Annotated in this window: 20 protein-coding genes; 19 read left to right on the forward strand and 1 reads right to left on the reverse strand. The window is 72.4% G+C overall.

The window, feature by feature from the left end; translation table 11 throughout:
• Positions 1–119: 119 nt before the first annotated feature.
• The 10 genes from ACFVS9_RS00140 to ACFVS9_RS00185 all read left to right on the forward strand — a co-directional run bounded on the left by ACFVS9_RS00140 (position 120) and on the right by ACFVS9_RS00185 (position 13,710).
• Positions 120–770, forward strand: a complete 651-nt coding sequence (locus ACFVS9_RS00140; RefSeq protein WP_389929091.1) for a hypothetical protein — start codon at positions 120–122, stop codon at positions 768–770.
• Complete coding sequence (locus tag ACFVS9_RS00145) at positions 771–2,969, forward strand: glycosyltransferase (protein WP_389929093.1); 2,199 nt, start codon at positions 771–773, stop codon at positions 2,967–2,969.
• Positions 2,966–4,345: an acyltransferase gene (locus ACFVS9_RS00150; RefSeq protein ID WP_383115826.1), complete on the forward strand. Its 1,380-nt coding sequence runs from the start codon at positions 2,966–2,968 to the stop codon at positions 4,343–4,345. Before ACFVS9_RS00145 ends, ACFVS9_RS00150 begins: the two co-directional genes overlap by 4 nt.
• Positions 4,346–4,574: 229 nt before the next feature.
• A complete protein-coding gene (locus tag ACFVS9_RS00155) occupies positions 4,575–5,906 on the forward strand; it encodes a nitrate/nitrite transporter (protein ID WP_383115827.1) in 1,332 nt (443 codons plus the stop codon).
• A 130-nt stretch (positions 5,907–6,036) separates the two neighbouring features.
• Complete coding sequence (locus tag ACFVS9_RS00160) at positions 6,037–7,182, forward strand: uroporphyrinogen-III synthase (RefSeq protein ID WP_383115828.1); 1,146 nt, start codon at positions 6,037–6,039, stop codon at positions 7,180–7,182.
• Between the two features lie 20 nt (positions 7,183–7,202).
• Entirely contained in the window at positions 7,203–7,766 is a 564-nt protein-coding gene (locus ACFVS9_RS00165) for a GNAT family N-acetyltransferase (RefSeq protein WP_389929096.1), read from the forward strand.
• A 257-nt stretch (positions 7,767–8,023) separates the two neighbouring features.
• Positions 8,024–8,614 (forward strand): CGNR zinc finger domain-containing protein, encoded by a 591-nt coding sequence (locus tag ACFVS9_RS00170; RefSeq protein WP_383115830.1) that lies wholly within the window; start codon positions 8,024–8,026, stop codon positions 8,612–8,614.
• A gap of 137 nt (positions 8,615–8,751) precedes the next feature.
• Positions 8,752–11,121, forward strand: a complete 2,370-nt coding sequence (locus tag ACFVS9_RS00175) for a HelD family protein (RefSeq protein WP_383115831.1) — start codon at positions 8,752–8,754, stop codon at positions 11,119–11,121.
• Between the two features lie 471 nt (positions 11,122–11,592).
• Positions 11,593–13,026, forward strand: a complete 1,434-nt coding sequence (locus tag ACFVS9_RS00180; protein ID WP_383115832.1) for an NAD-dependent malic enzyme — start codon at positions 11,593–11,595, stop codon at positions 13,024–13,026.
• Positions 13,027–13,428: 402 nt separating this feature from the next.
• Positions 13,429–13,710 (forward strand): HU family DNA-binding protein, encoded by a 282-nt coding sequence (locus ACFVS9_RS00185; RefSeq protein ID WP_003968811.1) that lies wholly within the window; start codon positions 13,429–13,431, stop codon positions 13,708–13,710.
• A gap of 321 nt (positions 13,711–14,031) precedes the next feature.
• On the opposite strand, the gene murA is transcribed toward ACFVS9_RS00185, so the two are convergent.
• The gene (gene murA, locus ACFVS9_RS00190; protein WP_015608864.1) at positions 14,032–15,372 is read right to left on the reverse strand and encodes a UDP-N-acetylglucosamine 1-carboxyvinyltransferase; all 1,341 of its coding nucleotides are present in this window, start codon (positions 15,370–15,372) and stop codon (positions 14,032–14,034) included.
• Between the two features lie 297 nt (positions 15,373–15,669).
• On the opposite strand from murA, the gene ACFVS9_RS00195 reads away from it, so the two are divergent.
• The 9 genes from ACFVS9_RS00195 (at position 15,670) to ACFVS9_RS00235 (ending at position 26,833) form a co-directional block, all read left to right on the forward strand.
• A complete protein-coding gene (locus ACFVS9_RS00195; protein WP_389929100.1) occupies positions 15,670–16,290 on the forward strand; it encodes a YqgE/AlgH family protein in 621 nt (206 codons plus the stop codon).
• A gap of 30 nt (positions 16,291–16,320) precedes the next feature.
• Positions 16,321–16,620 (forward strand): DUF3039 domain-containing protein, encoded by a 300-nt coding sequence (locus ACFVS9_RS00200; RefSeq protein WP_014155978.1) that lies wholly within the window; start codon positions 16,321–16,323, stop codon positions 16,618–16,620.
• A 290-nt stretch (positions 16,621–16,910) separates the two neighbouring features.
• A complete protein-coding gene (locus ACFVS9_RS00205; RefSeq protein WP_389929102.1) occupies positions 16,911–18,215 on the forward strand; it encodes an extracellular solute-binding protein in 1,305 nt (434 codons plus the stop codon).
• A 2-nt stretch (positions 18,216–18,217) separates the two neighbouring features.
• The gene (locus tag ACFVS9_RS00210) at positions 18,218–19,186 is read left to right on the forward strand and encodes a carbohydrate ABC transporter permease (RefSeq protein ID WP_389929104.1); all 969 of its coding nucleotides are present in this window, start codon (positions 18,218–18,220) and stop codon (positions 19,184–19,186) included.
• The gene (locus tag ACFVS9_RS00215; RefSeq protein WP_383118667.1) at positions 19,183–20,031 is read left to right on the forward strand and encodes a carbohydrate ABC transporter permease; all 849 of its coding nucleotides are present in this window, start codon (positions 19,183–19,185) and stop codon (positions 20,029–20,031) included. The genes ACFVS9_RS00210 and ACFVS9_RS00215 overlap by 4 nt, the downstream gene beginning before the upstream one ends.
• A 1-nt stretch (position 20,032) precedes the next feature.
• On the forward strand, positions 20,033–21,670 hold the full coding sequence (locus ACFVS9_RS00220) for a beta-N-acetylhexosaminidase (protein WP_383118666.1): 1,638 nt from the start codon (positions 20,033–20,035) through the stop codon (positions 21,668–21,670).
• 249 nt (positions 21,671–21,919) lie between these two features.
• Positions 21,920–22,816 (forward strand): FAD binding domain-containing protein, encoded by an 897-nt coding sequence (locus tag ACFVS9_RS00225; RefSeq protein WP_389929107.1) that lies wholly within the window; start codon positions 21,920–21,922, stop codon positions 22,814–22,816.
• Positions 22,813–24,420 carry a (2Fe-2S)-binding protein gene (locus ACFVS9_RS00230; RefSeq protein ID WP_389929109.1) on the forward strand — a complete coding sequence of 536 codons (1,608 nt, stop codon included), beginning with the start codon at positions 22,813–22,815 and terminating at the stop codon, positions 24,418–24,420. The genes ACFVS9_RS00225 and ACFVS9_RS00230 overlap by 4 nt, the downstream gene beginning before the upstream one ends.
• A 76-nt stretch (positions 24,421–24,496) precedes the next feature.
• On the forward strand, positions 24,497–26,833 hold the full coding sequence (locus tag ACFVS9_RS00235; RefSeq protein ID WP_383118663.1) for a xanthine dehydrogenase family protein molybdopterin-binding subunit: 2,337 nt from the start codon (positions 24,497–24,499) through the stop codon (positions 26,831–26,833).
• Positions 26,834–26,908: the final 75 nt, after the last annotated feature.

Genomic DNA, 26,908 nt, shown 5'->3' on the forward strand with positions numbered 1-26,908 from the left:
AGGGTTTCGGGTGCTCGGTGGCGAGTGGCGGGTGGACGGGGTGGGGGCCCGGTCCGATGGCACGATTCCAGTCATTCCTCGCGCACCTGTTTCATTGAGTGGGGGATGTGCGAACACCTGTGGAAAATTGGCGTGAAGGTACCCGAACCGGGCACACGCATGAGCCGAACGACGTCACCGTCCAACTGGACGGGCTGGGCCGTCAGCTCTCCGAACTACCCGTGCAACCCGGCCCGCCCGACCCTTCCGACGGCCCGGTGTTCGTCGACGAGAGCGGCCGCCGCAGCAAGACGTACCGACGCGTGGGCTGGGTGCTCGCCACGGTCTGCGCCGTCTACGCGGTGACCCTCGTGGTCGCCGTGCTGGGAGGGAACTCCACCGCTCCCTGGCTGCCGCTCTCCGGGCAGGACAAGAAGCACGCGGAAGAGGTCGAGGTGCGGCCCGCCCCGAGCGACGACGTCGTGTCCGAGAGCCCCGGAGCCACACCCGGCGCCACCGCGGAGGCCTCCGGATCCGCCGAGGTCACCCCGGTGGACGACGTCTCCGCCTCCCGTCCCGTCGAGCCCGGTGCGAGCGCCTCGGCCTCCGTCGCGGGCACGCCCCCGAAGGGCGGCTCCTCCTCGGCGCCCGCCCCGGGCGGCCCGGTCTCCGAACAGCCGAGCGGCGACCCGTCGCCGTCGGTCACCCCCGACCCGCCCGTCGAGGAGAGTCCGCCGACGTCCCCGGACCCCTCGGAATCCCCGGTGCAACCACAAGAAGGCACTCAGTAGATGACGACCCCCGTTTCGCGGGGCAGGCACAACCGGAAGAAGAAGCGGACCGTCCGGCGCAGACTTCCCATGCGCTACCTGCTTCCGTCACTCCTGCTTGTGGCCCTGCTCGCCATGCTCATGCTGCGCGGATACGTGCACAGCGAGATCCTCGCCGACCACCGCATCCAGCCCCCGGCCGCCACCACCCAGGTGCCGCAGGACGTGCTCGAAGGCGGGCCGGTCATCGACGCCCGCACCCCGGGCGAGGACGCCAGGACGCTCCGCATACCCGACCACAGGATCGTCCTGACCTTCGACGACGGGCCCGACCCGGTCTGGACGCCGCGCGTCCTGGACGCACTCAAGAAGCACCACGCGCACGGCGTCTTCTTCGTGACCGGCACCATGGCCTCGCGCTATCCGGAGCTGGTCAGGCGGATGGTCGACGAGGGGCACGAGATCGGGCTGCACACCTTCAACCACCCCGACCTCTCGTTCCAGTCCACCAGCCGCATCGACTGGGAACTCTCCCAGAACCAGCTGGTCCTGGCCGGAGCGGCCGGCATCCGCACCTCCCTGTTCCGGCCCCCGTACTCCTCGTTCTCCGACGCCATGGACAACAAGTCCTGGCCGGTCACGCAGTACATCGGCAGCCGGGGCTACCTCACCGTCGTGAACAACACCGACAGCGAGGACTGGAAGCGCCCCGGGGTCCCCGCGATCATCGAGCGCGCCACCCCCGAGCACGGCGACGGCGCCGTCATCCTGATGCACGACTCCGGCGGCGACCGGTCCCAGACCGTGTCCGCCCTCGGCACGTTCCTGCCGCAGATGCAGGAGCGGGGCTACGAGTTCACCAACCTGACCACGGCGCTCGGCGCCCCCAGCGCGCACACCCCGGTCACCGGCTTCGCGCTCTGGAAGGGCAAGGCGTTCATCGGGGCGGTGGAGATCTCCGAGCACGTCACCAGCGTCCTGGTGGTCGGCCTCGCCGTCATCGGCGTCCTCGTGATGGTCCGCTTCGGGCTGATGCTGCTGCTCTCCTTCCTGCACGCCAGGAAGGTGCGCCGCAGGAACTTCCGCTGGGGCGAGGAGTTCACCCGCCCGGTCTCGGTCCTCGTGCCCGCGTACAACGAGCGCGAGTGCATCGAGGCCACCGTGCGTTCGCTGGTGGCCAGCGACTACCCGATCGAGGTCGTCGTCATCGACGACGGCTCGACGGACGGCACGGCCGACCTCGTCGAAGCGATGTGGATCCCCAACGTCCGGGTCGTGCGCCAGCGCAACGCGGGCAAGCCGGCCGCCCTCAACAACGGCATCGCGCACGCCCGTTACGACATCGTCGTGATGATGGACGGGGACACCGTCTTCGAACCCTCCACCGTGCGCGAGCTCGTGCAGCCGTTCGCCGACCCCCGGGTCGGCGCGGTCGCGGGCAACGCCAAGGTCGGCAACCGCGACTCGCTGATCGGCGCCTGGCAGCACATCGAGTACGTGATGGGCTTCAACCTCGACCGCAGGATGTACGACCTGCTGGGCTGCATGCCCACCATCCCCGGAGCGGTCGGCGCCTTCCGCCGGGACGCGCTGGACCGGATCGGCGGCATGAGCGAGGACACCCTCGCCGAGGACACCGACGTCACCATGGCACTGCACCGCGACGGCTGGCGCGTCGTCTACGCCGAGAACGCCCGGGCCTGGACCGAGGCCCCCGAGTCCGTGCAGCAGCTGTGGTCGCAGCGCTACCGCTGGTCGTACGGCACCATGCAGGCCATCTGGAAGCACCGCCGCGCGGTCGTCGAGCGCGGCCCCTCGGGCCGCTTCGGACGCGTGGGACTGCCGTTCGTCTCCCTGTTCATGGTCGTCGCCCCGCTGCTGGCGCCCCTGATCGACGTCTTCCTGCTGTACGGACTGGTCTTCGGTCCGACGGGCAGGACGGTCGCGGCCTGGTTCGGGGTCCTGCTGGTGCAGGCCGTCTGCGCCGCGTACGCCTTCCGGCTCGACAAGGAACGCATGACCCACCTGATCTCCCTGCCGCTCCAGCAGATCCTCTACCGGCAGCTGATGTACGTCGTACTGCTCCAGTCGTGGATCACCGCGCTCACCGGCGGCCGGCTCCGCTGGCAGAAGCTGCGCCGCACGGGCGTGGTGGAGGCGCCGGGCGGCGCACCGAGCCGCCGCAAGGACACCGACAGGGACCGGAGGCCGGTGGCATGACCTACCCCGATCCGCCTGGGCGGGACGTTTCCGGACACGACGGCGGCACCTGGACGCCCGTGCACCGGGGCGGCGCCCACCCGGCGCACGCCGGTGCCGGACACAGCGCCCCGCCGCACGCTCCCTACGCCGCCGGGCCCGCCCCGGCGGCGTACCCCCCGTACGCGGACCCCGCCGTCGCCGCCCCGGCGGCGTACCCCGAGCGCGCCCCCGGCGCACCGGAGGCCGCCGCCGAGGCCCCCGCGCCCCGGGCCAAGCCGGGGCGGGACCGCTACCTCGACCTGCTCAGGGCCGTGGCCCTGGTCCGGGTCGTCGTCTTCCACCTCTTCGGCTGGGCGTGGCTGACCATCCTCTTCCCGTCCATGGGCGTGATGTTCGCCCTGGCCGGTTCGCTCATGGCCCGCTCGCTGGCCCGCCCCGCGGCGAGCGTCATCCGCGGCCGGCTGCGCAGGCTGCTGCCGCCGATGTGGGCGTTCTCCCTCGTCATCGTGCCGGTGATGTTCGCGCTGAGCTGGAAGCCCGTCCGGGAGGAGGGGCTCTGGTGGTTCATCAAGCTGGGCAGCTACCTCTTCCCGCTCGGTTCGCCGCCCTACCCCGAGGAGAGCGGCTCGGCCGGCGGATGGCTGGAACTGAGCTGGGCCGACCAGGCGGCGGGCCCGCTCTGGTACATCAGGGCCTACCTCTGGTTCGTGCTGGCCTCGCCCCTGCTGCTCAAGGCGTTCCGCAGGCTGCCGTGGGTGACGCTGCTCGCCCCGGTCGCGCTCACCGCCGTGATCGGAACCGGCCTCGTGACGGTTCCCGGAACCTTCGGTGAGGGGCTCCTCGACTTCGCCGTGTTCGGGTCCTGCTGGATCCTGGGCTTCGCCCACCACGACGGGCTGCTGAAGGAGGTCCCGCGCTACCTCGCGGTGTCCTGCGCCGCGATCGTCATGGGCTTCGGCCTGTGGTGGGCGTCCGGGCACCTCACCGAGGAGGGCTGGAACCTCGACGAGATCCCCCTCGCCCAGGCCACCTGGTCCCTCGGCTTCTGCGCGATCCTCCTGGTCTACGCCCCGTCCTGGCGGAAGCTCCCGGGCCGGCTCGCCGGCTGGGACAGCCTGGTCACCCTGGCCAACAACAGGGCCGTGACGATCTACCTGTGGCACAACCTGCTGCTGATGGCGGCCGCACACCTCGTGGACCAGCTGTGGTCCGTCCCGTGGTTCGGCGACACGTTCAGCAGCTCCATCGAGAAGTCGTACGAGGTACTGATCCTGATCGCGGTCTGGCCGCTCATCGGGCTGGCGATCCTGGCCTTCGGCTGGGTCGAGGACGTCGCGGCCAAGCGCCGGCCGCGCCTGTGGCCGAACGGGGCCGCCCGCACCCGGGGGGCCTGACCGGCCGGGGGGTGCGCACGGCGCGCCCCCTCGGCGGGACCCCCACGGGGTTCTCCGTACCCCGCCGGGCCCACCGGGGCCGGGTGCGCCACCGCACCCGGCGGGCTCACCGCAGCTCCGGCGGCCGAGTGAGAGCAAGGTTGCGCACCGGTCACCTCACGGCACCGCGCCGAAACGCGGACTCCCTAGCGTCGGCGGGACAACACCCCGACCCCTGTGGAGGCGCGTGATGGCCGGTCGTTGGATCGAGCGGTGGGAGCCGGAGGACGAGGGCTTCTGGCGGGAGACGGGCGAGAGGACCGCCCGCAGGAACCTCTGGTTCTCCGTGCTCTCCGAGCACATCGGGTTCTCGGTCTGGTCCCTGTGGTCCGTCATGGTCCTGTTCATGGGGCCGGAGTACGGGGTGGACCCGGCGGGGAAGTTCTTCCTGATCTCCACGGCCACCCTGGTCGGCGCCCTCGTCCGGGTGCCGTACACCTTCGCCGTCGCCCTGTTCGGCGGGCGCAACTGGACCGTCGTCAGCGCGCTGTCGCTGCTGGCACCGACCGTCGCCGCCTTCTGGGTGATGGAGCCGGGCACCTCGTACACCACGTTCCTCGTCGTCGCGGCGCTCACCGGCATCGGCGGCGGCAACTTCGCCTCGTCGATGACCAACATCAACGCCTTCTTCCCGCTGCGGCAGAAGGGCTGGGCGCTCGGGCTCAACGCGGGCGGCGGCAACATCGGCGTACCGGTCGTCCAGCTCGTCGGGCTGCTGGTGATCGGCACGGCGGGCGCCGCGCACCCGCGGATCGTGCTCGGGATCTACGTACCGCTGATCATCGTCGCCGCGCTCGGCGCCGCGCTGAGGATGGACAACCTCCGGCCCGTCCGGAACGACACCGGGGCGGCGCTCCAGGCCGTGCGCCAGCCGCACACCTGGATCATGTCGGTGCTCTACATCGGCACCTTCGGCTCCTTCATCGGCTACAGCTTCGCCTTCGGGCTCGTCCTGCAGACACAGTTCGGCCGGACCCCGTTGCAGGCCGCCTCGCTCACCTTCATCGGCCCGCTGCTCGGCTCCCTGGTCCGGCCCGTGGGCGGCCGGCTCGCCGACCGGTTCGGCGGGGCCCGGATCACCCTGTGGAACTTCGCCGCCATGGCCGCCGCGACCGGCGTCGTCGTCCACGCCTCGCGCGTCGAGTCGCTGACGGTGTTCCTCGTCGGCTTCATCGCGCTGTTCGTGCTGACCGGTCTGGGCAACGGCTCCACCTTCAAGATGATCCCCGGCATCTTCCACGCGCAGGGCCTCGCCAAGGGCCTGCGCGGCGAGGAGGCCGCGGCGTACGGGCGGCGGCTGTCCGGCGCGGCCATGGGTCTCGTCGGGGCGGTCGGGGCGCTCGGCGGTCTCGCGATCAACCTCGCGTTCCGCCAGTCCTTCGCCGCCTCGGGCACCGGAACGGCCGCCTTCTGGTCCTTCCTCGGCTTCTACGCCGTCTGCTTCACCCTCACCTGGGCGGTATACCTTCGGCGTACCGCGGCGGTGGCGGCCAAGCCCCGGCTCAGCTATGCCGAGGTGTGAGGCCGGGCAGAGTACCCGGCAGGACGTAACGGGCGGGAAATACAGGCGAACCGAGACCGTCACGCGGGGTTGACAGTCTCGGTCCTCCGCATCATCGAGCACCAGCGGGACGAGAGCCGGGTATCACGCCATGCACGACGAGGACGCACAGCACGGGCCCCTGGCGGGCTTCACGGTCGGGGTGACCGCGGCCCGTCGCGCCGAGGAGCTCGGGACGCTCCTCACGCGCAGGGGCGCCGCGGTCCTGCACGCACCCGCGCTGCGGATCGTGCCGCTCGCCGACGACAGCGAACTCCTGGCCGCCACCAAGGAACTGATCTCCCACGCGCCCGACGTCGTGATCGCGACCACCGCCATCGGCTTCCGGGGCTGGGTGGAGGCCGCCGACGGCTGGGGCATCGGCGACGGCCTCCTCGAACTCCTGCGCCACATAGAGCTCCTGGCCCGGGGCCCGAAGGTCAAGGGCGCCATCCGGGCGGCCGGGCTCACCGAGGCGTGGTCGCCGCAGTCGGAGTCGATGGCCGAGGTGCTGGACCGGCTGCTGGAGGAAGGTGTCGCGGGCCGCCGGATCGCCCTCCAGCTGCACGGCGAACCGCTGCCCGGCTTCGTGGAGTCGCTGCGGGCGGCGGGCGCCGAGGTCGTCGGCGTACCCGTCTACCGGTGGATGCCCCCGGAGGACATCGCCCCGCTCGACCGCATGCTCGACGTCACCGTCGCCCGCGGCCTGGACGCTCTCACCTTCACCAGCGCCCCCGCCGCCGCCTCCTACCTGAACCGGGCCGGGGCCCGCGGCATCCTCCCGGAGGTGCTGGACGCCCTCGGCCACGACGTCCTCGCCGCCTGCGTCGGGCCGGTCACCGCCCTGCCGTTGCAGGCCAAGGGCATCGACACCGTCCAGCCGGAGCGCTTCCGCCTCGGCCCGCTCGTCCAGGTGCTCTGCGCCCAGCTGCCCGCCCGGACCCGGGCGCTCCCGGTCGCCGGCCACCAGGTCGAGATCCGCGGCCACGCCGTGCTGGTCGACGGTGTCCTGCGCCCGGTGCCCCCGGCCGGCATGGCCCTGCTGCACACCCTCGCCCGCAGGCCGGGCTGGGTGGTCTCCCGGGCCGACCTGCTGCGGGCCCTGCCCGGCAGCGGCACCGACGAGCACGCGGTGGAGACGGCGATGGCCCGGCTGCGTACGGCCCTCGGGGTGGCGCGGCTGATCCAGACGGTCGTCAAGAGGGGCTACCGCCTGGCCCTGGACCCCTCGGCGGACACCAAGTACGACGGCTCCTGACCGGCCGCTACGGTGCGGGGATGACCGACGACATCCATTCCCTGACCGACGGGGTCCGGCTGAGGCCCGCCGCTCTCGGCGACGCGGAGTCCTTCGCCGAGACCATGACCCGCAGCCGCGCCTCCATGCGGCGCTGGGAGCCCGTGCGCCCCGAGGCCTTCTACACCCGTGACGGCCAGGCCCAGCGGCTGACCGCCCTGCTGGCGGACCGCGACGCGGGGCGCGCGATGCCCTGGGTGCTCGCCGACGACGAGGACCGGGTCGTCGGAGCGGTGACCCTGGCCTCCATCGAGCGCGGCCCCTTCCGCAACGCCCGGCTCGGCTACTGGACGGACGTCGGCCGTGCGGGCCGCGGCCTCGCCACGGCCGCCGTCACCCGGGTCTGCGAGCTGGCCCGGGACGGGCTCGGGCTGCACCGGATCGAAGCCGGCACCGTGCTCGACAACTTCGCCTCGCAGCGGGTGCTGGCGAAGTGCGGGTTCGAGCTGTACGGCACCGCGCCGCGCTACCTCCACATCAACGGGGCGTGGCAGGACCACCGGATGTTCCAGCGCATCCTGCACGACGGTCCGCCGCAGGGCTGAACGGCGCCCGCCGCGTGTGCCGGCGGATGGCGCGGGGCCGGGCGGGCACGAACTCGGCGGAGGCGGAGCCGGACGGCTCCGCGGCCCCGCGCGACGCCTCGTCGCCCACCTCGTGGAGCGGTTCCGGACTCCGCGGACCGTCCCGCGCGAACGTCTCGAACGCCCAGGCGGTGCGAGGGCTTCCGGGCCGGGCCGGATGCGGGCACTCTGGTGGTGACCCTCCCCTCACAGGTGACTCCCCAGGCGGTGACAGGCTCATGGCGTCGGGTACGGGCGCGTACGGCCGGCGGTTCGACCCGGGCCGGGTCTGTCTGGACCTGGTGGCGACCGCGGCGGAGACCTCCGGCACCCGCGAACGGCTCGACCGCCCCGCGCAGCTCGCCGAATGGCTGGTGGCCTCGCGGCTGGTGCCGCGCGGGACGCGGCTGGGGGCGGTCGACGAGACCTGGGTGGCGCGCTTCCGCCAGCTGCGCACGGCTGTCGCGGTGCTGATGGCGGCTCAGCTGACCGGCGCCGGCTCCGGCGACGCCCTGGAGCGGGTCAACGCGCTGGCGGCGGGCGCCCCGCCGGCCGTGCGGGCCGTGCGGGGGCGGGGCGGGACGCTCGTACGGGCGCTGAGCGCCGACCCGGCGTGCGGGGCGCTGCTCGCCGCGGTGGCCCGGGACGCGGTGGACCTGCTGACGGACCCGGTGGCGCGGGCGGGGCTGCGCCGCTGCGAGGGCGACGCCTGCCGGCTGCTGTACCTGGACACGTCGCGCGGGAGGCGGCGGCGCTGGTGCTCCAGCGAGGTCTGCGGCAACCGGGAGCGGGTGGCCCGGCACCGCCGGAGGGTGAGGGCCCTGAGGTGAGGCCGTGGCGTCGTGGCACGGCCGCCGAGGCGACGAACTGGGGTTATCCCGAAACGTGACCGGAGCGGCAGGTGCGCGGGAGCCCCCCTTTCGCGTACGGTTGACGGCTGCCCGATGCACGTCAGAAGGGGGCCTCGGTGGCCGCGCAGGATGCCGCTGTCGATTCGTTGCGGGACCGGGAAATCGGTGTCGAACAAGAACATCTGGACCGGGTCTACCGCCGTCTCGAGGAGAAGATCGACGAGGCGGAATTTCTCATGCGGGACGCCAGTCAACGGGGCCAGGTAGGCACCCCCGGGGCACTCGCCGAACGGGACGCGCAGGTCTTCCGCGCCGGCGTCCATCTCAACAGGCTGAACAACGAGTTCGAGGACTTCCTCTTCGGGCGGATCGACCTGCTGCGCGGCAAGGACGGCGAACGCGGCCCGGACGGCGCCTTCACCTCCGTGGAGGCGGCCGACGACGCCGTGGGGGAGGACGGCACCGCCGAGATCGCGGAGACCCTCCACATCGGCCGCATAGGAGTGCTCGACTCCGACTACGCGCCGCTGGTCATCGACTGGCGCGCGCCGGCGGCCGCGCCGTTCTACCGTTCGACGCCGAAGGAACCGGGCAGGGTCGTACGCCGCCGGGTCATCCGCTCCAAGGGCCGCAGGGTCCTCGGGGTCGAGGACGACCTGATGCGTCCGGAGCTGACCTCCAGGCTGGAGGGCGAGGCGCTGCCCGTGGTCGGCGACGGCGCGCTGATGGCCGCGCTCGGCCAGGCCCGCAGCCACACGATGCGGGACATCGTCTCGTCGATCCAGGCCGAGCAGGACCTGGTGATCCGCGCGCCCGCCGCCTCCGTCACCGAGGTGTCCGGCGGCCCCGGCACCGGCAAGACGGCGGTGGCGCTGCACCGGGCCGCCTACCTCCTGTACCAGGACCGGCGGCGGTACGCCGGCGGCATCCTCGTCGTCTCCCCGACCCCGCTCCTGGTCGCCTACACCGAAGGGGTGCTGCCCTCGCTCGGCGAGGAGGGCCAGGTCGCGATCCGCGCCGTCGGCTCGCTGTCCGACGAGGCCGCGGGGGTGGAGGGGGCGACCACGTACGACGAGCCCGCCGTCGCCCGGGTCAAGGGCTCGTCCCGGATGCTCCACGTGCTGCGCAAGGCGGCCCGCGGGGCGCTGGAGCAGCCCGCGTCCGCACCGGCCCCCCAGGAGGGGCAGCTGGAGTTCGGGGAGGCCCCCGCCGCGACGGGCACGCCCACCCGGCTGAGGGTGGTGGCGTTCGGCGCCCGCGTCGAGCTCGAGGCGGACGAGCTCCGGCGGATCCGGCACAACGTCCTCGGCGGTACGGCGCCGGTCAACCTGCTGCGCCCGCGCGCCCGGAGACTGCTCCTGGACGCCCTGTGGAACAAGTCGTCGGGCCGGGGCCGCTACACGGACCCCGAGCTGGTCGCGGAGCTGCGTTCCTCGTTCGACGAGGACGTGTCCACCGAGACCCCCTTCCTCACCTTCCTGAACGCCTGGTGGCCCGAGCTCACCCCCCGCCGGGTGCTGGCCGCGATGGCCGACGAGCGGCGCCTGAACAGATGGGCGCGCCGGATCCTCAACCAGGGCGAGACACGCCGCCTCGCCCGCTCGCTGAGACGCCTGGACGAGGACGGCGGCGGGCCGCTATCCGTCCACGACGTGGCGCTCCTGGACGAGCTCCAGACGCTGCTGGGCACCCCGGCCCGCCCGAAGCGGAAGCGGGAGGCCGATCCGCTGGACCAGCTCACCGGCCTGGAGGAGCTGATGCCGCAGCGCGAGGAGACGCAGCGCGAGCGGGCCGAGCGGCTGGCGGCCGAGCGCACCGAGTACGCCCACGTCATCGTCGACGAGGCGCAGGACCTGACGCCCATGCAGTGGCGGATGGTCGGCCGCCGCGGCAGGCACGCCACCTGGACGATCGTCGGGGACGCGGCGCAGTCGTCCTGGTCGGACCCGGACGAGGCGTCCGCCGCGCGGGACGAGGCGCTCGGCAAGCGGCCTCGGCGCCACTTCACCCTCACGGTGAACTACCGCAACCCGGCGGAGATCGCCGAGCTCGCGGCCAGGGTGCTGGCGCTCGCGATGCCGGGGATGGAGTCCCCGGCGGCGGTCCGCTCGACGGGTGTCGTGCCGCGCTTCGAGACGGTCAGGGACGGTGACCTCGCCTCGACCGTGCGCGAGGAGGCCCGCAGGCTGCTGGCCGAGGTGGACGGCACCGTCGGCGTGGTCGTCGCGATGGACCGCCGCGCCGAGGCCCGTGCCTGGCTGGAGGAGCTCGGGGAACGCGTCGTGGCGCTGGGGAGCCTGGAGGCGAAGGGCCTGGAGTACGACGCCACGGTGGTGGTCTCCCCGGCGGAGATCGCCGACGAGTCCCCCGCGGGGCTGCGGGTGCTGTACGTGGCTCTCACCCGTGCGACGCAACAGCTCACCGTCGTCTCGGGAGAGCGCGACATGCCGGACGAGGACGGTGTCCCGGACCTGCTGAGGGACTGACAGGGCGGGTCGGCGGAGCACTTTTCCGAGTCAACCCGTCGCACGGGAATCACTTCTCCGGGGTCTTTGTTAGCCTGGAGTCGGCACCGGCTCGATCCAAGCCCCCGGGCCCAACCTTCGTCGCTACGAGCGACCACTTGCCGCGAGGCGAGCATGGCGGGCCGGTGTCACCTGACCGCGAGAAGACAGACCCGCGTCACCTGTTGGTGGCGCGGGTCTGTTCGTATGTACGGGGTTCCCCGGAAGCGTCGGGGTCCTGAAGCCCGCGCGCCCCCCTTCGGGCATCCCGCCGTGTTTCACCGCCGACCGGGGTTACGCGGAACGTCAGCTTCTCGTATGGTGGAAAAAAGTTTCCGAAAGGTGGCAGTCATTACCTGCTACCGGCCGGTAGGTGCGACGATCGGAACGCACGTGCGGGGCCCGGCCCCGTTCGCGTGCGGCAACGAAGCTCAGAAAGCGAAGGACTCGGCCATGGCAACGGCGCCCAGCGTCTCGTACTCGATGACGGTCAGGCTGGAGGTGCCCGCGAGCGGCACAGCGGTCTCCCAGCTCACCACGGCCGTGGAGTCCTCCGGGGGCTCGGTCACCGGCCTCGACGTGACCGCTTCCGGCCACGAGAAGCTGCGGATCGACGTCACGATCGCCGCTTCCTCGACCTCGCACGCGGACGAGATCGTCGAGGGCCTGCGCGACATCGACGGCGTCGTGCTGGGCAAGGTCTCCGACCGTACGTTCCTCATGCACCTCGGCGGCAAGATCGAGATGGCGTCCAAGCACCCCATCCGCAGCCGTGACGACCTGTCGATGATCTACACCCCGGGTGTGGCGCGGGTCTGCATGGCGATCGCGGAGAACCCCGAGGACGCCCGCCGGCTGACCATCAAGCGCAACTCGGTCGCGGTGGTCACGGACGGCTCCGCCGTGCTGGGCCTGGGCAACATCGGCCCGATGGCGTCGCTCCCCGTGATGGAGGGCAAGGCCGCCCTCTTCAAGCGCTTCGCCGGCATCGACGCGTGGCCGATCTGCCTGGACACGCAGGACACCGACGAGATCGTCTCCATCGTCAAGGCGATCGCCCCCGGCTTCGCGGGGATCAACCTGGAGGACATCTCCGCCCCCCGCTGCTTCGAGATCGAGGCACGGCTGCGCGAGGCCCTGGACATCCCCGTCTTCCACGACGACCAGCACGGCACCGCCATCGTCGTCCTGGCCGCCCTGACCAACGCGCTGCGCGTGGTGGGCAAGGAGATCGGTGACGTACGGGTCGTCATGTCGGGCGCGGGCGCGGCCGGTACGGCCATCCTGAAGCTCCTCATCGCCGCCGGCGTCAAGCACGCGGTCGTCGCCGACATCCACGGTGTGGTGCACGCGGGCCGCGAGGACCTGGTGGACGCCACCCCGGACTCGCCGCTGCGCTGGATCGCCGACAACACCAACCCCGAGGGCGTCACGGGCACCCTCAAGCAGGCCGTCGCCGGCTCGGACGTCTTCATCGGCGTCTCCGCCCCCAACGTCCTGGACGGCGCCGACGTGGCGGCCATGGCCGAGGGCGCGATCGTGTTCGCTCTCGCGAACCCGGACCCCGAGGTCGACCCGGCGGTCGCGCGTGAGACCGCGGCGGTCGTCGCCACCGGGCGTTCCGACTTCCCGAACCAGATCAACAACGTGCTGGTCTTCCCGGGTGTCTTCCGCGGCCTGCTGGACGCCCAGTCCCGCACCGTCAACACCGAGATGATGCTCGCCGCGGCGCGCGCCCTCGCCGACGTCGTTGCCGAGGACGAGGTCAACGCGAACTACATCATCCCGTCGGTCTTCAACGACAAGGTCGCCGGCGCGGTCGCGGGCGCCGTCAGGGAGGCCGCCAAGGCCGCCGGGGTCGCAGAGGCGGCCTCCGACCCCGCGTAGGGCCCATCCGCCCGGGCGGCCTGCCACACGCCGTCCGCGGGGGTCGGCCACGGCCCCCGCGGACGGTGCCGTAGCTCACGTCGGAGCGGTCCGTACGGCGCGTCGCGGGTCGCGGCGTCCCAAACGCCCCTTTAGGGTGGGCGGGCAGCGAGCCCCACAGGCCCGGCATCCGCTGCGCACCGCTCCAACAAGTCGACGGAACGTCATCACAGGCATTCGGTGGTGCTTTTCGTGTGACGTCGCGGGGTTCCGGATTGGCGTTAGCGCCGCAGGTGGGGGCAGGATGCGTATTCGGGCGCGAGGGTCTGACATCAGACCCGGGTCCGGGGACTGTCAGAGGGCCCTGGCAGCATCGGCTTCGATCTCACGCCTCACAGGCAAGAAGAACACGGGAGTACAAACATGAACCGCAGTGAGCTGGTGGCCGCCCTGGCCGACCGTGCCGAGGTGACCCGCAAGGACGCCGACGCCGTTCTGGCCGCGCTCGCCGAGACCGTCGGCGAGATCGTCGCCAAGGGCGACGAGAAGGTCACCATCCCCGGCTTCCTGACCTTCGAGCGCACCCACCGTGCCGCTCGCACCGCTCGTAACCCGCAGACCGGCGACCCGATCAACATCCCGGCCGGCTACAGCGTGAAGGTCTCCGCGGGCTCGAAGCTCAAGGAAGCCGCCAAGGGCAAGTAAGACCCCCCGAGGCACAGGAAGGGCGGCCGTCCCCACCGGGGGCGGCCGCCCTTTCCCCTGTCCGGGGGTCCCGGAGCCCTCACCCGTACGGGCGCTGTGAGCCGGGCTGCGGCGCCCCGCCGACCCGGACGGGCCCACGGGGAGGGCGGCCCGCCCGCGCGGGCCTGAGCGGGCGTCCTGCGGACGCCTGGGCGGGCTCCGTACGGAAAAGCCCGCCGCCCCGGTCCCTCGCGGGGGCCGGGGCGGCGGACTGTGGTGCGGGGGTGCGCGGTGCTGTGTGCGGCAGCGCCGTGCGTGCGCCGGAGCGCGCCGGTCAGGGCGTCAGACGAGTGAACCGCCCGGGAGTTCGACCTTCGCGCCGAGCTTCTCCAGCTTGTCCATGAAGTTCTCGTAGCCGCGGTTGATCAGGTCGATGCCGTGCACCCGGGACGTGCCCTGGGCCGCCAGGGCGGCGATCAGGTACGAGAACCCGCCGCGCAGGTCGGGGATGACCAGATCCGCGCCCTGGAGCTTCGTCGGCCCGGACACGACCGCCGAGTGCAGGAAGTTCCGTTGCCCGAAGCGGCAGTCGGAGCCCCCGAGGCACTCGCGGTAGAGCTGGATGTGCGCACCCATCTGGTTGAGCGCCGAGGTGAAGCCGAGCCGGGACTCGTAGACCGTCTCGTGGACGATCGAGAGCCCCGCGGCCTGCGTCAGGGCCACCACCAGCGGCTGCTGCCAGTCGGTCTGGAAGCCGGGGTGCACGTCCGTCTCCAGCGCGATGGCGTTCAGCGCGCCGCCCGGGTGCCAGAAGCGGATGCCCTCGTCGTCGATCTCGAAGGCGCCGCCGACCCGGCGGAAGGTGTTGAGGAAGGTCATCATCGAGCGCTGCTGGGCGCCGCGCACGTAGATGTTGCCCTCGGTCGCCAGCGCCGCGGACGCCCAGGAGGCCGCCTCCAGGCGGTCCGGGATCGCCCGGTGGGTGTAACCGTCGAGCTTGTCGACACCCGTGATCCGGATGGTCCGGTCGGTGTCCATGGAGATGATCGCGCCCATCTTCTGCAGTACGCAGATGAGGTCCTCGATCTCCGGCTCGACGGCCGCGTTGGACAGCTCGGTGACGCCCTCGGCGAGGACGGCGGTCAGCAGCACCTGCTCGGTGGAGCCCACCGACGGGTACGGAAGACGGATCTTCGTGCCCCGCAGCCGCTGCGGGGCCTCCAGGTACTGGCCGTCGGCCCGCTTCTCGATGGTCGCGCCGAACTGGCGGAGCACCTCGAAGTGGAAGTCGATCGGCCGGCCGCCGATGTCGCAGCCGCCGAGGCCCGGGATGAAGGCGTGGCCCAGGCGGTGCAGCAGGGGGCCGCAGAAGAGGATCGGGATGCGCGACGAGCCCGCGTGGGCGTCGATGTCGGCGACGTTCGCGCTCTCGACGTGCGACGGGTCGAGGATGAGTTCGCCCGGCTCGTCGCCGGGGCGGACGGTCACGCCGTGCAGCTGCAGCAGCCCCCGGACCACCCGCACGTCGCGGATGTCGGGCACGTTGCGGAGCCGGCTGGGCCCGCTGCCGAGCAGCGCGGCGACCATTGCCTTCGGCACCAGGTTCTTGGCGCCTCGGACGCGGATCTCGCCCTCCAGCGGGGTGCCGCCGTGGACAAGCAGGACATCGTCTGTGCCGGTCATGTATCTCGCGTTCCGGAGTGGTCGGGCAGGGGGCCAACAAAAGGGTAATGGCCTTCCGGCCCCCTTCCGTAAGGCGCCGGGGGGTGTTCGGAGGTCCTGGATCCGTCCGGACACGTTCCGCACCCCCTTCTTCGCGGAGTGTCACCGCTCGCGCCGTCCGCCCGCGCGCCCCGCGTCCGTGCGCTCCCGGTGCCTCCGTGCGGTGTCCGTGCGCCCTGAGCTGCGGACGGCCGCCGGCCGGGACCGGGCGGGCCACTTGGTCCCCGCGGAGGGCGAAGATGCGGGATCATCTGTGCCATGACGGAGGTGTCCTCGCTCACAGGACGGCTGCTCGTGGCCGCGCCCGCCCTTGCGGACCCGAATTTCGACCGTGCGGTGGTGCTGCTCCTCGACCACGACGAGGAGGGCTCGCTCGGTGTCGTCCTCAACCGTCCGACCCCGGTCGGCGTCGGGGACATCCTGGCGTCCTGGGCCGGTCTGGGCGGCGAGCCGGACGTGGTCTTCCAGGGCGGTCCGGTGTCGCTCGACTCGGCGCTCGGCGTGGCGCTGATCCCCGGGGACGAGGGGCCCTTCCCGGGCTCGCGGCCCCGTACGGGCCCGGGAGGCCGCTCCCCGGGGCCCGCGGCGCCCGTCGGCTGGCGCCGGGTGCACGGGGCGATCTGCCTGGTGGACCTGGACGCCCCGCCGGAACTGCTGGCCGCGGCGCTCGGTTCGCTGCGGATCTTCGCCGGATACGCGGGCTGGGGGCCGGGCCAGCTGGAGACGGAGCTGACGGACGGCGCCTGGTACGTCGTCGAGTCGGAACCCGGTGACGTCTCGTCCCCACGGCCCGAGAACCTCTGGCGAGAGGTTCTGCGGCGGCAGCGCAGCGAACTGGCGATGATCGCGACGTATCCGGACGACCCTTCGCTGAACTGATGCTCGGAGCTTTCAGTACGCTTGGCAGTTATGAGCACTCTTGAGCCCGAGCGCGGGGCAGGTACGGGGACCCTCGTAGAGCCGACGCCGCAGGTGTCGAACGGCGACGGTGACCACGAGCGCTACGCCCATTACGTCCAGAAGGACAAGATCATGGCGAGCGCCCTGGAGGGCACTCCCGTGGTGGCACTGTGCGGCAAGGTCTGGGTCCCGGGGCGTGACCCGAAGAAGTATCCGGTGTGTCCCATGTGCAAGGAGATCTACGAGTCCATGGGCGCCGGCGGCGACAAGGACAAGGGCAAGGGCGGCAAGGACAGCGGCAAGAAGTAGCCGGCCGGCCTTTTATCACTTTTCCCTCCCCTGACCCTGGCCCCCCGGGCGCGCGGTGACGCGTGCCCGGGGGGCCGTTCGCGTGTCCGGGCCCGGCGCCCGGGGTGAGGCCGTGCCCCGCCCCGGGCGCCGCGCGTGTGCGGGGGTGCCGTTGCACGGGCTGCACCACGTGGTCACAGAGTGGTTGAGACCACTTGTCGGCGTGCGGGGGCACCCTTAGTCTCCTGCAAGTTGTGCAGAACGAAACGCACGTTGCATGGAATGCAACGATTGACCGGTAGGGGTCCCGGATGAAGCTTTCTGCCCGAATTGCCGCTCCGGCCGCGGCCCTTGTGCTGGCCGGCCTCACCGCCACCGCCTGCGCGCCGCAGACCTCCGACACCAGCTCCGAGGGCGACGACAAGACCGGGACGCTCCGCGTCTGGCTCTTCCAGGAGGTCGGCAACAAGCCCAAGGAGAAGGTCGTCGACGCCGCGATCGCCGACTTCGAGAAGGCCCACGAGGGCGCGGAGGTCGAGGTCGAGTACATCCCCGTCGACACCCGGGCCCAGCGCATCAAGGCCGCCTTCAACGACCCGAAGAGCGCCCCCGACCTGATCGAGTACGGCAACACCGACACCGCCGGGTACGTGAAGGACGGCGGGCTGGCGGACATCAGCAAGGAGTTCGCCGCCTGGGACGAGGCCAAGGACACCGACCCGACCGCCAAGCAGTCCGTGACGGTGGGCGGCCAGGTCTACGGAGCACCGCTCTTCGTCGGCGTACGCGCGCTGTACTACCGCACCGACGTCTTCGACGAGCTCGGCATCGAGCCCCCGAAGTCCCAGGACGAGCTGATCTCCACCGCGAAGAAGATCCACCGGAAGAAGCCGGACCTGTACGGGCTCGCGGTGGGCGGCGCGTACACCTACGGCGCGATGCCCTTCATCTGGGCGCAGGGCGGCGAACTCGCGGAGGAGACCGGGGTGGCCTACCGGTCCGCCATCAACAGCGCGAAGGCCCGCAAGGGCATCGAGGCCTACACCTCGCTCTTCGGCGACGACAACTGCCCGGCGGCCAAGTGCGCGGCCATGGGCGGCAACGCGACCGTCACCGCCTTCGCGTCCGGCAAGGCCGCCATGGCGATCGGCGGCGACTTCAGCCACGCGGCCGTCGAGGCGGGCACCGTGAAGGGCAAGTACGCCGTCGTGCCGCTGCCCGGCGTGCGGAAGGACTCGATCGCCCCGGCGTTCGCGGGCGGTAACAACATCGGCGTCCTCAAGAGCAGTTCGCACCGCACCCTCGCGGTCGACCTGATGAAGTCGCTGACCGGCAAGAAGACGCAGGCGAAGATGTTCGACGCCATGGGCTTCCTGCCCACGTACACGGACGTGCGGGACTCCGCCGCGCAGAAGGAGCCGTTCGTCGGCCCCTTCGTCCGGACGCTCGGCGCGGGCGCCAGGTTCGTCCCGGCCTCCCCGGCCTGGGGCGGCATCGACGCCTCGCTGGTCCTGCCGACCATGTTCCAGGAGATCGTCAGCGGCCGTAAGGACGTGGCCGCCGCCTCGGACGACGCGGCGAAGAAGATGGACGCGGCGTTCGCCGAAGCGGGCTGACGATGACCGCGGACACCGTACTGCGCGAGCCCGCGAGGTCCGGGGCGGGCGGGGCCACGGCCCGCCCGCCCCGGCGCCGCCCGGCATCACCGGCCCGGCGCCCGGGCTGGACCCCCTGGCTCTATCTGCTGCCCGCCCTCGTCCTGCTCGGCGGACTCCTCGTCTACCCGATCTACCAGCTGGGCCTGATCTCCTTCCTGGAGTACACCCAGGCCCAGGTCAGCGGTGGCGAGCCGACCACCTTCCAGGGATTCGGCAACTACGCCACGCTCTTCGGCGACAGCCAGTTCTGGCAGGTGCTGTCCGCGACCGTGGTCTTCGCCGCGGCCTGCGTGCTCGCCACCCTGTTCGTGGGCTGCGCGCTGGCCGTCCTGCTGACCCGGATCCGCGCCGTGCCCCGGCTCGCGCTCATGATGGCGGCCCTGGGCGCCTGGGCGACACCGGCCGTCACCGGGTCGACCGTCTGGGTCTTCCTGTTCGACCCGGACTTCGGCCCGGTCAACAGGGTGCTGGGCCTGGGCGACTTCTCCTGGACGTACGGGCGCTACAGCGCCTTCGCCCTGGTGCTCCTCGAAGTGCTCTGGTGCTCGTTCCCGTTCGTGATGGTGACCGTCTACGCCGGCATCCGCGCGATCCCCGCCGAGGTGCTGGAGGCCGCCTCGCTGGACGGCGCCTCGCAGTGGCGGATCTGGCGGTCGGTCATGGCGCCGATGCTGCGCCCGATCCTGACCGTCGTCACCATCCAGTCGGTGATCTGGGACTTCAAGGTGTTCACCCAGATCTACGTCATGACCAACGGCGGAGGCATCGCCGGCCAGAACCTGGTGCTCAACGTGTACGCGTACCAGAAGGCGTTCGCGTCCTCGCAGTACAGCCTCGGATCGGCGATCGGTGTCGTGATGCTGGTGATCCTGCTGGCCGTGACGCTGGTCTATCTGCGCCTCGTGCGGCGCCAGGGGGAGGAACTGTGAGTACGCGTGCGCTCCTGCGCGTCCGCCGGCCGGGGAGGCTGGCGGCGGAGGCGGCGGCCCTCGTCATCGCCGCCGCGGTCGCCTTCCCGCTCTACTGGATGGTGCTCTCCGCCTTCAAACCGGCGGGCGAGATCCAGTCCACCGAGGCCCGCCCCTGGACGCTGGCGCCCTCGCTCGACTCCTTCCGCAGGGTTTTCGAACAACAGGAATTCGGCCGTTACTTCCTCAACAGCCTGATCGTCGCCGGAACGGTCGTCATCGCCTCCGCGCTGATCGCGTTCCTCGCCGCGACGGCCGTCACCCGATTCCGCTTCAGGTTCCGTACGACGCTGCTCATCATGTTCCTCGTGGCGCAGATGGTGCCCGTGGAGGCGCTGACCATCCCGCTGTTCTTCCTGATGCGGGACTTCGGCCAGCTGAACACCCTGGGATCGCTGATCCTGCCGCACCTGGCCTTCTCGCTCCCGTTCGCGATCTGGATGCTGCGCGGCTTCGTCAAGGCCGTTCCGGAAGCCCTGGAGGAGGCCGCCTACATCGACGGTGCGAGCCGCACCCGCTTCCTGTGGCAGATCCTCTTCCCGCTCGTCTTCCCCGGCCTCGTGGCGACCAGCGTCTTCTCGTTCATCTCGACCTGGAACGACTTCCTGTTCGCGAAATCGTTCCTCATCAGCGACACCTCCCAGTCGACGCTTCCCATGGCGTTGCTGGTCTTCTTCAAACCCGACGAGAACGACTGGGGAGGGATCATGGCGGCCTCGACGGTGATGACCATTCCCGTGCTGGTCTTCTTCGTCCTCGTACAGCGCCGCCTGGTCTCAGGACTCGGCGGAGCGGTGAAGGACTGACATGCACGACCTGATTCCCGCGCCGGTGAGCACCGGCGGAGAAGGCACCGGCGCGTTCCTGCCCGACGGGGCCACGACCCTCACGGCCGGACCCGGCACCGAGGGCACGGAACGCTGGCTGCGCACCACGCTCGGAGCGGCCTTCGGCCTCCCGCTCGCCCCCTCGGGCCCGGGTGCCGAAGGGGCCGTGAACAGCGTCGCGCTGCGCGTCGACGCCTCGCTGGAGCCCGAGGGCTACCGGCTGGACGTGACGGCCGACGGCGTGCGCATCGCCGGGGGCAGCGCGGCCGGGGTCTTCTGGGGAGCGCAGACGCTCCGCCAGCTCCTCGGCCCCGAGGCGTTCCGCCGGGCCCCCGTCGGCCCCGGTCCGCGTACGGGCGTCCCCTTCACCCGGATCGAGGACGGCCCGCGCTTCGGATGGCGCGGCCTGATGCTCGACGTGGCACGGCACTTCATGCCCAAGGAGGGCGTGCTGCGCATGCTCGACCTGCTGGCGGCCCACAAACTGAACGTCTTCCATTTCCACCTCACCGACGACCAGGGATGGCGCGTCGAGATCAAGCGCCACCCCCGGCTCACGGAGGCCGGAGCCTGGCGCGCGCGCACCAAATACGGCCACCGGGACTCCGCACTCTGGGACGAGACCCCGCACGGCGGCTTCTACACGCAGGACGACATCCGCGAAATCGTGGCGTACGCGGCCGAGCGGCATATCCGGGTCGTCCCCGAAATCGACATCCCGGGCCACTCCCAGGCGGCGATCAGCGCCTATCCGGAACTGGGCAACACCGATGTCGTCGACACCTCCGCCCTTTCCGTGTGGGACACCTGGGGCGTCAATCCGAACGTACTCGCCCCCACCGACAACACCCTCCGGTTCTTCGAGGGCGTCTTCGAGGAACTGCTCGACCTGTTCCCGGCCGAGACCTCGCCGTTCATCCATATCGGCGGTGACGAATGCCCCAAGGACCAGTGGAGGCGGTCACCGTCGGCACAGGCCCGCATGGCCGAACTCGGCCTGGCGGACGAGGACGAACTCCAGTCCTGGTTCATCCGCCACTTCGACCGGTGGTTCACCGGCCGGGGGCGCCGCCTGATCGGCTGGGACGAGATCCTGGAGGGCGGTCTCGCCGAGGGCGCGGCCGTGACGTCGTGGCGCGGGTACGCGGGCGGGATCGCCGCCGCCGAGGCCGGGCACGACGTCGTGATGTGCCCCCTTCAGCAGGTGTACCTGGACTACCGTCAGGACGGCGGCCCGGACGAGCCGATGCCCATCGGCTACGTCCGCACCCTGGAGGACGTCTACCGCTTCGAGCCCGTGCCCCCCGGCCTCTCCGAGGAGGCGGCCCGGCACGTCATGGGCACCCAGGCCAACGTCTGGACCGAGGTCATGCAGAACCAGGACCGCGTGGACTACCAGGTGTTCCCGAGGCTCGCCGCCTTCGCGGAGGTCGCCTGGTCACGCCTCCCGGCGTCCGGCGAAAGGGACTTCGCGGACTTCGGGCGCAGGATGGACACCCACTACGCCCGGCTCGACGTTCTGGGCGTCGGTTACCGGCCGCCCTCGGGCCCGCTCCCGTGGCAACGCCGGCCGGGCGTCCTGGGTCGCCCGATCGAGGGACCGCCCCCGACCGTGTGACCGCTGCCGCGCATCCCGGCCGGGGGAACCGAATAAGTCGTACGAACTCGCTGAAGAGGTGCAATTCGTGCGCCGGGCAGAAGGTCTGCCAAAGGTGACTTTTCCCCTGGCCGGGGACGGAAACCCCCTTCACGGACCCTCGCGTCGGACAGCCCGGAAGATGTGCCAGAGTTGCCACGTCCCGGCCGTGAGCACGTACCGTACGGCGGACAGGCGGGACTGCCGGGACACCGGGAAGGGGCAGCTGGGTTGACCACGCACGCACCGCAGGCGACGCAGTCGGTGACGCTGCCGGCCTCGCTCGACGAGGCCGTGGCGGCTCTCGGCGCCATGCCCGCCGCCGTCCCCGTGGCCGGCGGCACGGACCTCATGTCGGCCGTCAACAAGGGCCTGCTGCGGCCCTCGGGACTGGTCGGCCTCAGCCGGATCAGCGAGCTGCGCGGCTGGCACTACCAGGACGGCCACGCCCTGCTGGGGGCCGGCCTCACCCACGCGCGCATGGGGCGGCCCGACTTCGCCGCGCTCATCCCCGCGCTGGCCGCCTCCGCCCGCGCCGCCGGCCCGCCCCAGATCCGTAACGCCGGGACCCTCGGGGGCAACATCGCCACCGCGGCGCCGACCGGCGACGCCCTGCCCGTGCTGGCCGCCCTGGAGGCCGAGCTGGTCATCGCGGGCGCCGGCGGCTCACGTCGTGAGATCCCCGTCTCGCACCTGCTGGCGGGCCGCGAGATGCTCGAACCCGCCGAGCTGATCGGCTTCGTCCGCGTACCGCTGCTGCACGCGCCCCAGGTCTTCCTCAAGGCGACCGGCCGCACCGGCCCCGGCCGCGCCACCGCCTCCGTCGCGATCGTCCTGGACCCCGCCCGGCGCGGGGTGCGCTGCGCGGTCGGGGCGATCGCGCCGATGCCCCTGCGGCCGCTGGAGGCCGAACGCTGGATCGCCTCCCTGATCGACTGGGACGGCGAACGCGGCCTGGCCCCCGACGCGCTGGCCGCCTTCGGCGAGTACGTCGCGGCGGCCTGCATCCCGGACCCGGCTCCACCGGAGGACGGGGGAGAAGCACCTCCGCTGTCCCCCGCCGTCCTGCACCTGCGGCGCACCGTCGCCGCGCTCGCCCGACGCGCACTGGGGAGGGCACTGTCGTGAGCAATGAAGAGAACCCCGAGCAGCGGCACGGGACGCCCGATCCGTACGCCGGCTGGCAGCCGACCCCGCAGGGCGGTGAGTACGACGCCGAGGCGACCGCCTTCGTCCACCTCGCCCCGGAGGACCTCGCCGACCTCGCGAACGACCCGCTGGCGGCACCCGGCCACAGCTACGTGCCGCCGATGATCCTGCCGCTGACCCCGGCCGCGGGCCTCGACCCCGCGGCGACGGGCAGCTGGGTCGTGCGGTCGCCGGAGCCCCAGGAGCCGCACGCGGGCCACCCCGGCGGCGAGGAGGGGGTGCACTGGCCCGACCCGAACCAGCAGGACCCGAACCAGGGGTACGACCCGTACCAGCACCCGTACCCGGACACCTCGCAGTACACGCAGACGTCGTCCACGACCGCCCAGTGGAACTTCACCGAGGCCCTGCCCGCCGAGCCCGAACCCGCTCCGGGTCCCGCCGGGCACACCGGTGAGTGGACGATCCCGGTGGCGGGCGGCGACCTCCCGGACGAGTCCGGCGAGTTCGCGGCCTCGGCGGCGGCCTCCGCGTGGTACGCCGACACGCCCCCCGCGACCCTGCCCGGCGGTGCGCCCGCCCCGTGGGCGACGCAGGAGCCGGCGGCCGGGCCCGAGCCGGCCGCGCCGGAGGCCCCGCCCGCGCCCGCCGGGCCCGTGGAGGCCCCGGAGGCCGCACAGGAGGCCGAGGGGGCACCCGAGGTCCCGGAGGCCGCCGTGGAGGCTCCCGAGCCCGCCCCCGAGGCCCCCGAGCCGGTCCTGGAGGTCTCCGGGCCCGTCCTGGAGGTCTCCGACGCGCCGGAGGAGCCGGTCGCCGGCCCCCCGGCCGCGGAAGCCGTCCAGGAGGCCGACCGTCCCGGGGCCGGCATCCCGGCGGCGGCCCCCGGGGCCGAACCGGTTCCGGTCGCCGGCCCGGAACCCGAAGCCGAACCCGCCCCCGGTCAGGGGTCCTTGCCCGTCGAGGAGCCCGCCGCCCCGGTCCTCCCGGCCGGTCCGAGCGAGCACCCCTCGGCCTCGTACGTCCTCCATGTCAACGGCGCGGACCGCCCCGTCAGCGACGCCTGGATCGGCGAGTCGCTGCTGTACGTGCTCCGGGAGCGCCTCGGCCTCGCCGGTGCCAAGGACGGCTGCTCGCAGGGCGAGTGCGGTGCCTGCAACGTCCAGGTCGACGGCCGCCTCGTGGCCTCCTGTCTGGTCCCCGCCGCCACCACGGCGGGCAGCGAGGTCCGCACCGTCGAGGGCCTCGCGGTGGACGGCGAACCCTCCGACGTCCAGCGGGCCCTCGCCGCGTGCGGCGCGGTCCAGTGCGGCTTCTGCGTCCCGGGGATGGCCATGACCGTCCACGACCTCCTGGAGGGCAACCACGCCCCCAGCGAGCTGGAGACCCGTCAGGCCCTGTGCGGCAACCTCTGCCGGTGTTCGGGCTACCGGGGCGTGCTCGACGCCGTACGCGAGGTCGTCGCCGGCCGGGAGGCGACCGCCGAGGCGGCGGCCGCCGTTCCCGACGACACCGAGGCGCGCATCCCGCACCAGGCCGCCCCCGGCGCGGGCGGCGTCCAGGCACACGAGGGAGACGCCCGGTGAACACCGCGCCGTCTCCCGCACCACCGGTCATCCCCCCCATCAGCCACCGCAGCGGAGCGAACGACAAGGAGGCGGCGTGACCAGCGACGCGGCCACCGCTACCGGCACCACGCGCACGACACCGCGGCCCGAGGGCCCCGAGGTGGACCAGGAGCCGCCCGCGCTCGGACTGGGCACCTCGCTGCCGCCCGCCGACGTCCGTGCCAAGACCGAGGGCACCTTCCCGTACGCCGCCGACCTGTGGGCCGAGGGCCTGCTGTGGGCGGCGATGCTGCGCTCCCCGCACCCCCACGCGCGCATCCTGTCGATCGACGCGACGGCCGCCGCCGGCATGCCGGGCGTACGCGCGGTCGTCACGCACGAGGACATCCCCGGGGACGGCTCGTACGGCCGCCGTGTCGTCGACCGGCCCGTGTTCGCCTCCGACCTCGTGCGCCACCACGGCGAGGCGATCGCCGCTGTCGCCGCCGACCACCCCGACACCGCCCGGCTGGCCGCCGCGGCGATCACCGTCGAGTACGAGATCCTCGAACCGGTCACCGACCCCGAGAAGGCCTTCGCGGCCGAGCCCCTGCACCCCGACGGCAACCTCATCCGTCACATCCCGCTGCGCTACGGCGATCCGGAGACGGTGGGCGAGGTCATCGTCGAGGGCCTCTACCGCATCGGCCGGCAGGACCCCGCCCCGATCGGCGCGGAGGCCGGCCTCGCCGTGCCCCGCCCCGACGGAGGGGTCGAGCTCTACACGGCGTCCACCGACCCGCACACCGACCGCGATCTGGCCGCGGCCTGCTTCGGCCTCGACCCCGAGCGGGTCAAGGTCGTGGTGACCGGCGTCCCCGGGGCGACCGGCGACCGGGAGGACCCCGGCTTCCAGATCCCGCTCGGCCTGCTCGCCCTGCGCACCGGCTGCCCCGTGAAGCTGGCCGCCACCCGCGAGGAGTCCTTCCTCGGGCACGCCCACCGCCACCCGACCCTGCTCCGCTACCGCCACCACGCGGACGCCGAGGGCAGGCTGGTCAAGGTCGAGGCGCAGATCCTGCTCGACGCGGGCGCGTACGCCGACTCCTCGTCCGAGTCCCTGGCCGCCGCCGTGGCCTTCGCCTGCGGACCGTACGTCGTCCCGCACGCCTTCATCGAGGGCTGGGCGGTCCGTACGAACAACCCGCCCTCCGGTCACGTGCGGGGCGAGGGCGCGATGCAGGTGTGCGCCGCGTACGAGGGCCAGATGGACAAGCTGGCGGCGAAGCTGGGCATCGACCCCGTCGAGCTCCGCCTGCGCAACGCCCTCTCCACGGGCGACATCCTCCCCACCAGCCAGACGGTGACCTGCCCCGCTCCCGTCGCCGAACTCCTGGGCGCGCTGCGTGACTTCCCGCTGCCCGCGCTCCCCAAGGACGATCCGGAGGACGACTGGCTGCTCCCCGGCGGCCTGGAGGGGGCCGGGGAGCCCGGAGCCGTCCGCAGGGGCGTGGGCTACGCCCTGGGCATGGTCCACATGCTCGGAGCCGAGGGCGCCGACGAGGTGTCCACGGCCACGGTCCGGGTCCACGACGGTGTCGCCACCGTGATCTGCGCGGCCGTCGAGACCGGTCAGGGCTTCACCACGCTCGCCCGCCAGATCGTCCAGGAGACCCTGGGCATCGAAGAGGTCCACGTGGCCGCGGTGGACACCGACCAGCCCCCCGCGGGCCCGGCGACGCACGGCCGCCACACCTGGGTCTCGGGAGGGGCGGTCGAGCGGGCCGCGAAGATGGTGCGCACCCAGCTGCTCCAGCCGCTCGCCCACAAGTTCGGGATGTCCACGGAGCTGCTCCAGATCGCCGGCGGCAAGATCACCTCGTACGACGGGGTGCTGTCCACGACCGTCATGGAGGCGATGGACGGCAAGGAGCTCTGGGCCACCGCCCAGTGCCGTCCCCACCCCACCGAGCCGCTCGACGGGTCGGGCCAGGGAGACGCGTTCGTCGGGCTGGCGTTCTGCGCGGTCCGCGCGGTGGTCGACGTCGACATCGAACTCGGTTCGGTCCGGGTGGTCGAGATGGCCGTCGCCCAGGACGTCGGCCGCGTCCTCAACCCGTCCCAGCTGGCGACCCGCATCGAGGCGGGCGTTACCCTGGGCATCGGCGCGGCCCTCACGGAGAACCTCCGCACCGCCCGCGGACTGATCCGGCACCCGGACCTCACCGGCTACGCGCTCCCGACGTCGCTGGACACCCCGGACATCCACATCGTCAAGCTGGTCGAGGAGCGCGACGTGGTGGCGCCCTTCGGCGCCAAACCGGCCTCGGCGGCCCCGGTCGTGACGTCCCCGGCGGCGGTCGCCTCGGCGGTCCGCGCCGCGACGGGCCGCCCGGTCAACCGCCTCCCGATCCGCCCCCAGGCGGCGGTGGCGGTCACGCCCAGGTCCTGACCCCCGCAGGGGGGGCGCGGTCCAGTACCGCGACCCCCCGCGGGGCGGGGAGCGGTCGCCGATCCCGCATGCGCG

Origin of the sequence: Streptomyces sp. NPDC058008, from assembly GCF_042886395.1 — a bacterium.
GTDB lineage: Bacteria > Actinomycetota > Actinomycetes > Streptomycetales > Streptomycetaceae > Streptomyces.

What these genes read in the sequence shown, in the direction of transcription:
- ACFVS9_RS00145 (WP_389929093.1), top strand. Translation starts at nt 771, where the DNA reads ATGACGACCCCCGTTTCGCGGGGCAGGCACAACCGGAAGAAGAAGCGG.
- ACFVS9_RS00150 (WP_383115826.1), top strand. Translation starts at nt 2,966, where the DNA reads ATGACCTACCCCGATCCGCCTGGGCGGGACGTTTCCGGACACGACGGC.
- ACFVS9_RS00155 (WP_383115827.1), top strand. Translation starts at nt 4,575, where the DNA reads ATGGCCGGTCGTTGGATCGAGCGGTGGGAGCCGGAGGACGAGGGCTTC.
- ACFVS9_RS00160 (WP_383115828.1), top strand. Translation starts at nt 6,037, where the DNA reads ATGCACGACGAGGACGCACAGCACGGGCCCCTGGCGGGCTTCACGGTC.
- ACFVS9_RS00165 (WP_389929096.1), top strand. Translation starts at nt 7,203, where the DNA reads ATGACCGACGACATCCATTCCCTGACCGACGGGGTCCGGCTGAGGCCC.
- ACFVS9_RS00170 (WP_383115830.1), top strand. Translation starts at nt 8,024, where the DNA reads ATGGCGTCGGGTACGGGCGCGTACGGCCGGCGGTTCGACCCGGGCCGG.
- ACFVS9_RS00180 (WP_383115832.1), top strand. Translation starts at nt 11,593, where the DNA reads ATGGCAACGGCGCCCAGCGTCTCGTACTCGATGACGGTCAGGCTGGAG.
- ACFVS9_RS00185 (WP_003968811.1), top strand. Translation starts at nt 13,429, where the DNA reads ATGAACCGCAGTGAGCTGGTGGCCGCCCTGGCCGACCGTGCCGAGGTG.
- murA (WP_015608864.1), bottom strand. Translation starts at nt 15,372, where the DNA reads ATGACCGGCACAGACGATGTCCTGCTTGTCCACGGCGGCACCCCGCTG.
- ACFVS9_RS00195 (WP_389929100.1), top strand. Translation starts at nt 15,670, where the DNA reads ATGACGGAGGTGTCCTCGCTCACAGGACGGCTGCTCGTGGCCGCGCCC.
- ACFVS9_RS00200 (WP_014155978.1), top strand. Translation starts at nt 16,321, where the DNA reads ATGAGCACTCTTGAGCCCGAGCGCGGGGCAGGTACGGGGACCCTCGTA.
- ACFVS9_RS00205 (WP_389929102.1), top strand. Translation starts at nt 16,911, where the DNA reads ATGAAGCTTTCTGCCCGAATTGCCGCTCCGGCCGCGGCCCTTGTGCTG.
- ACFVS9_RS00210 (WP_389929104.1), top strand. Translation starts at nt 18,218, where the DNA reads ATGACCGCGGACACCGTACTGCGCGAGCCCGCGAGGTCCGGGGCGGGC.
- ACFVS9_RS00220 (WP_383118666.1), top strand. Translation starts at nt 20,033, where the DNA reads ATGCACGACCTGATTCCCGCGCCGGTGAGCACCGGCGGAGAAGGCACC.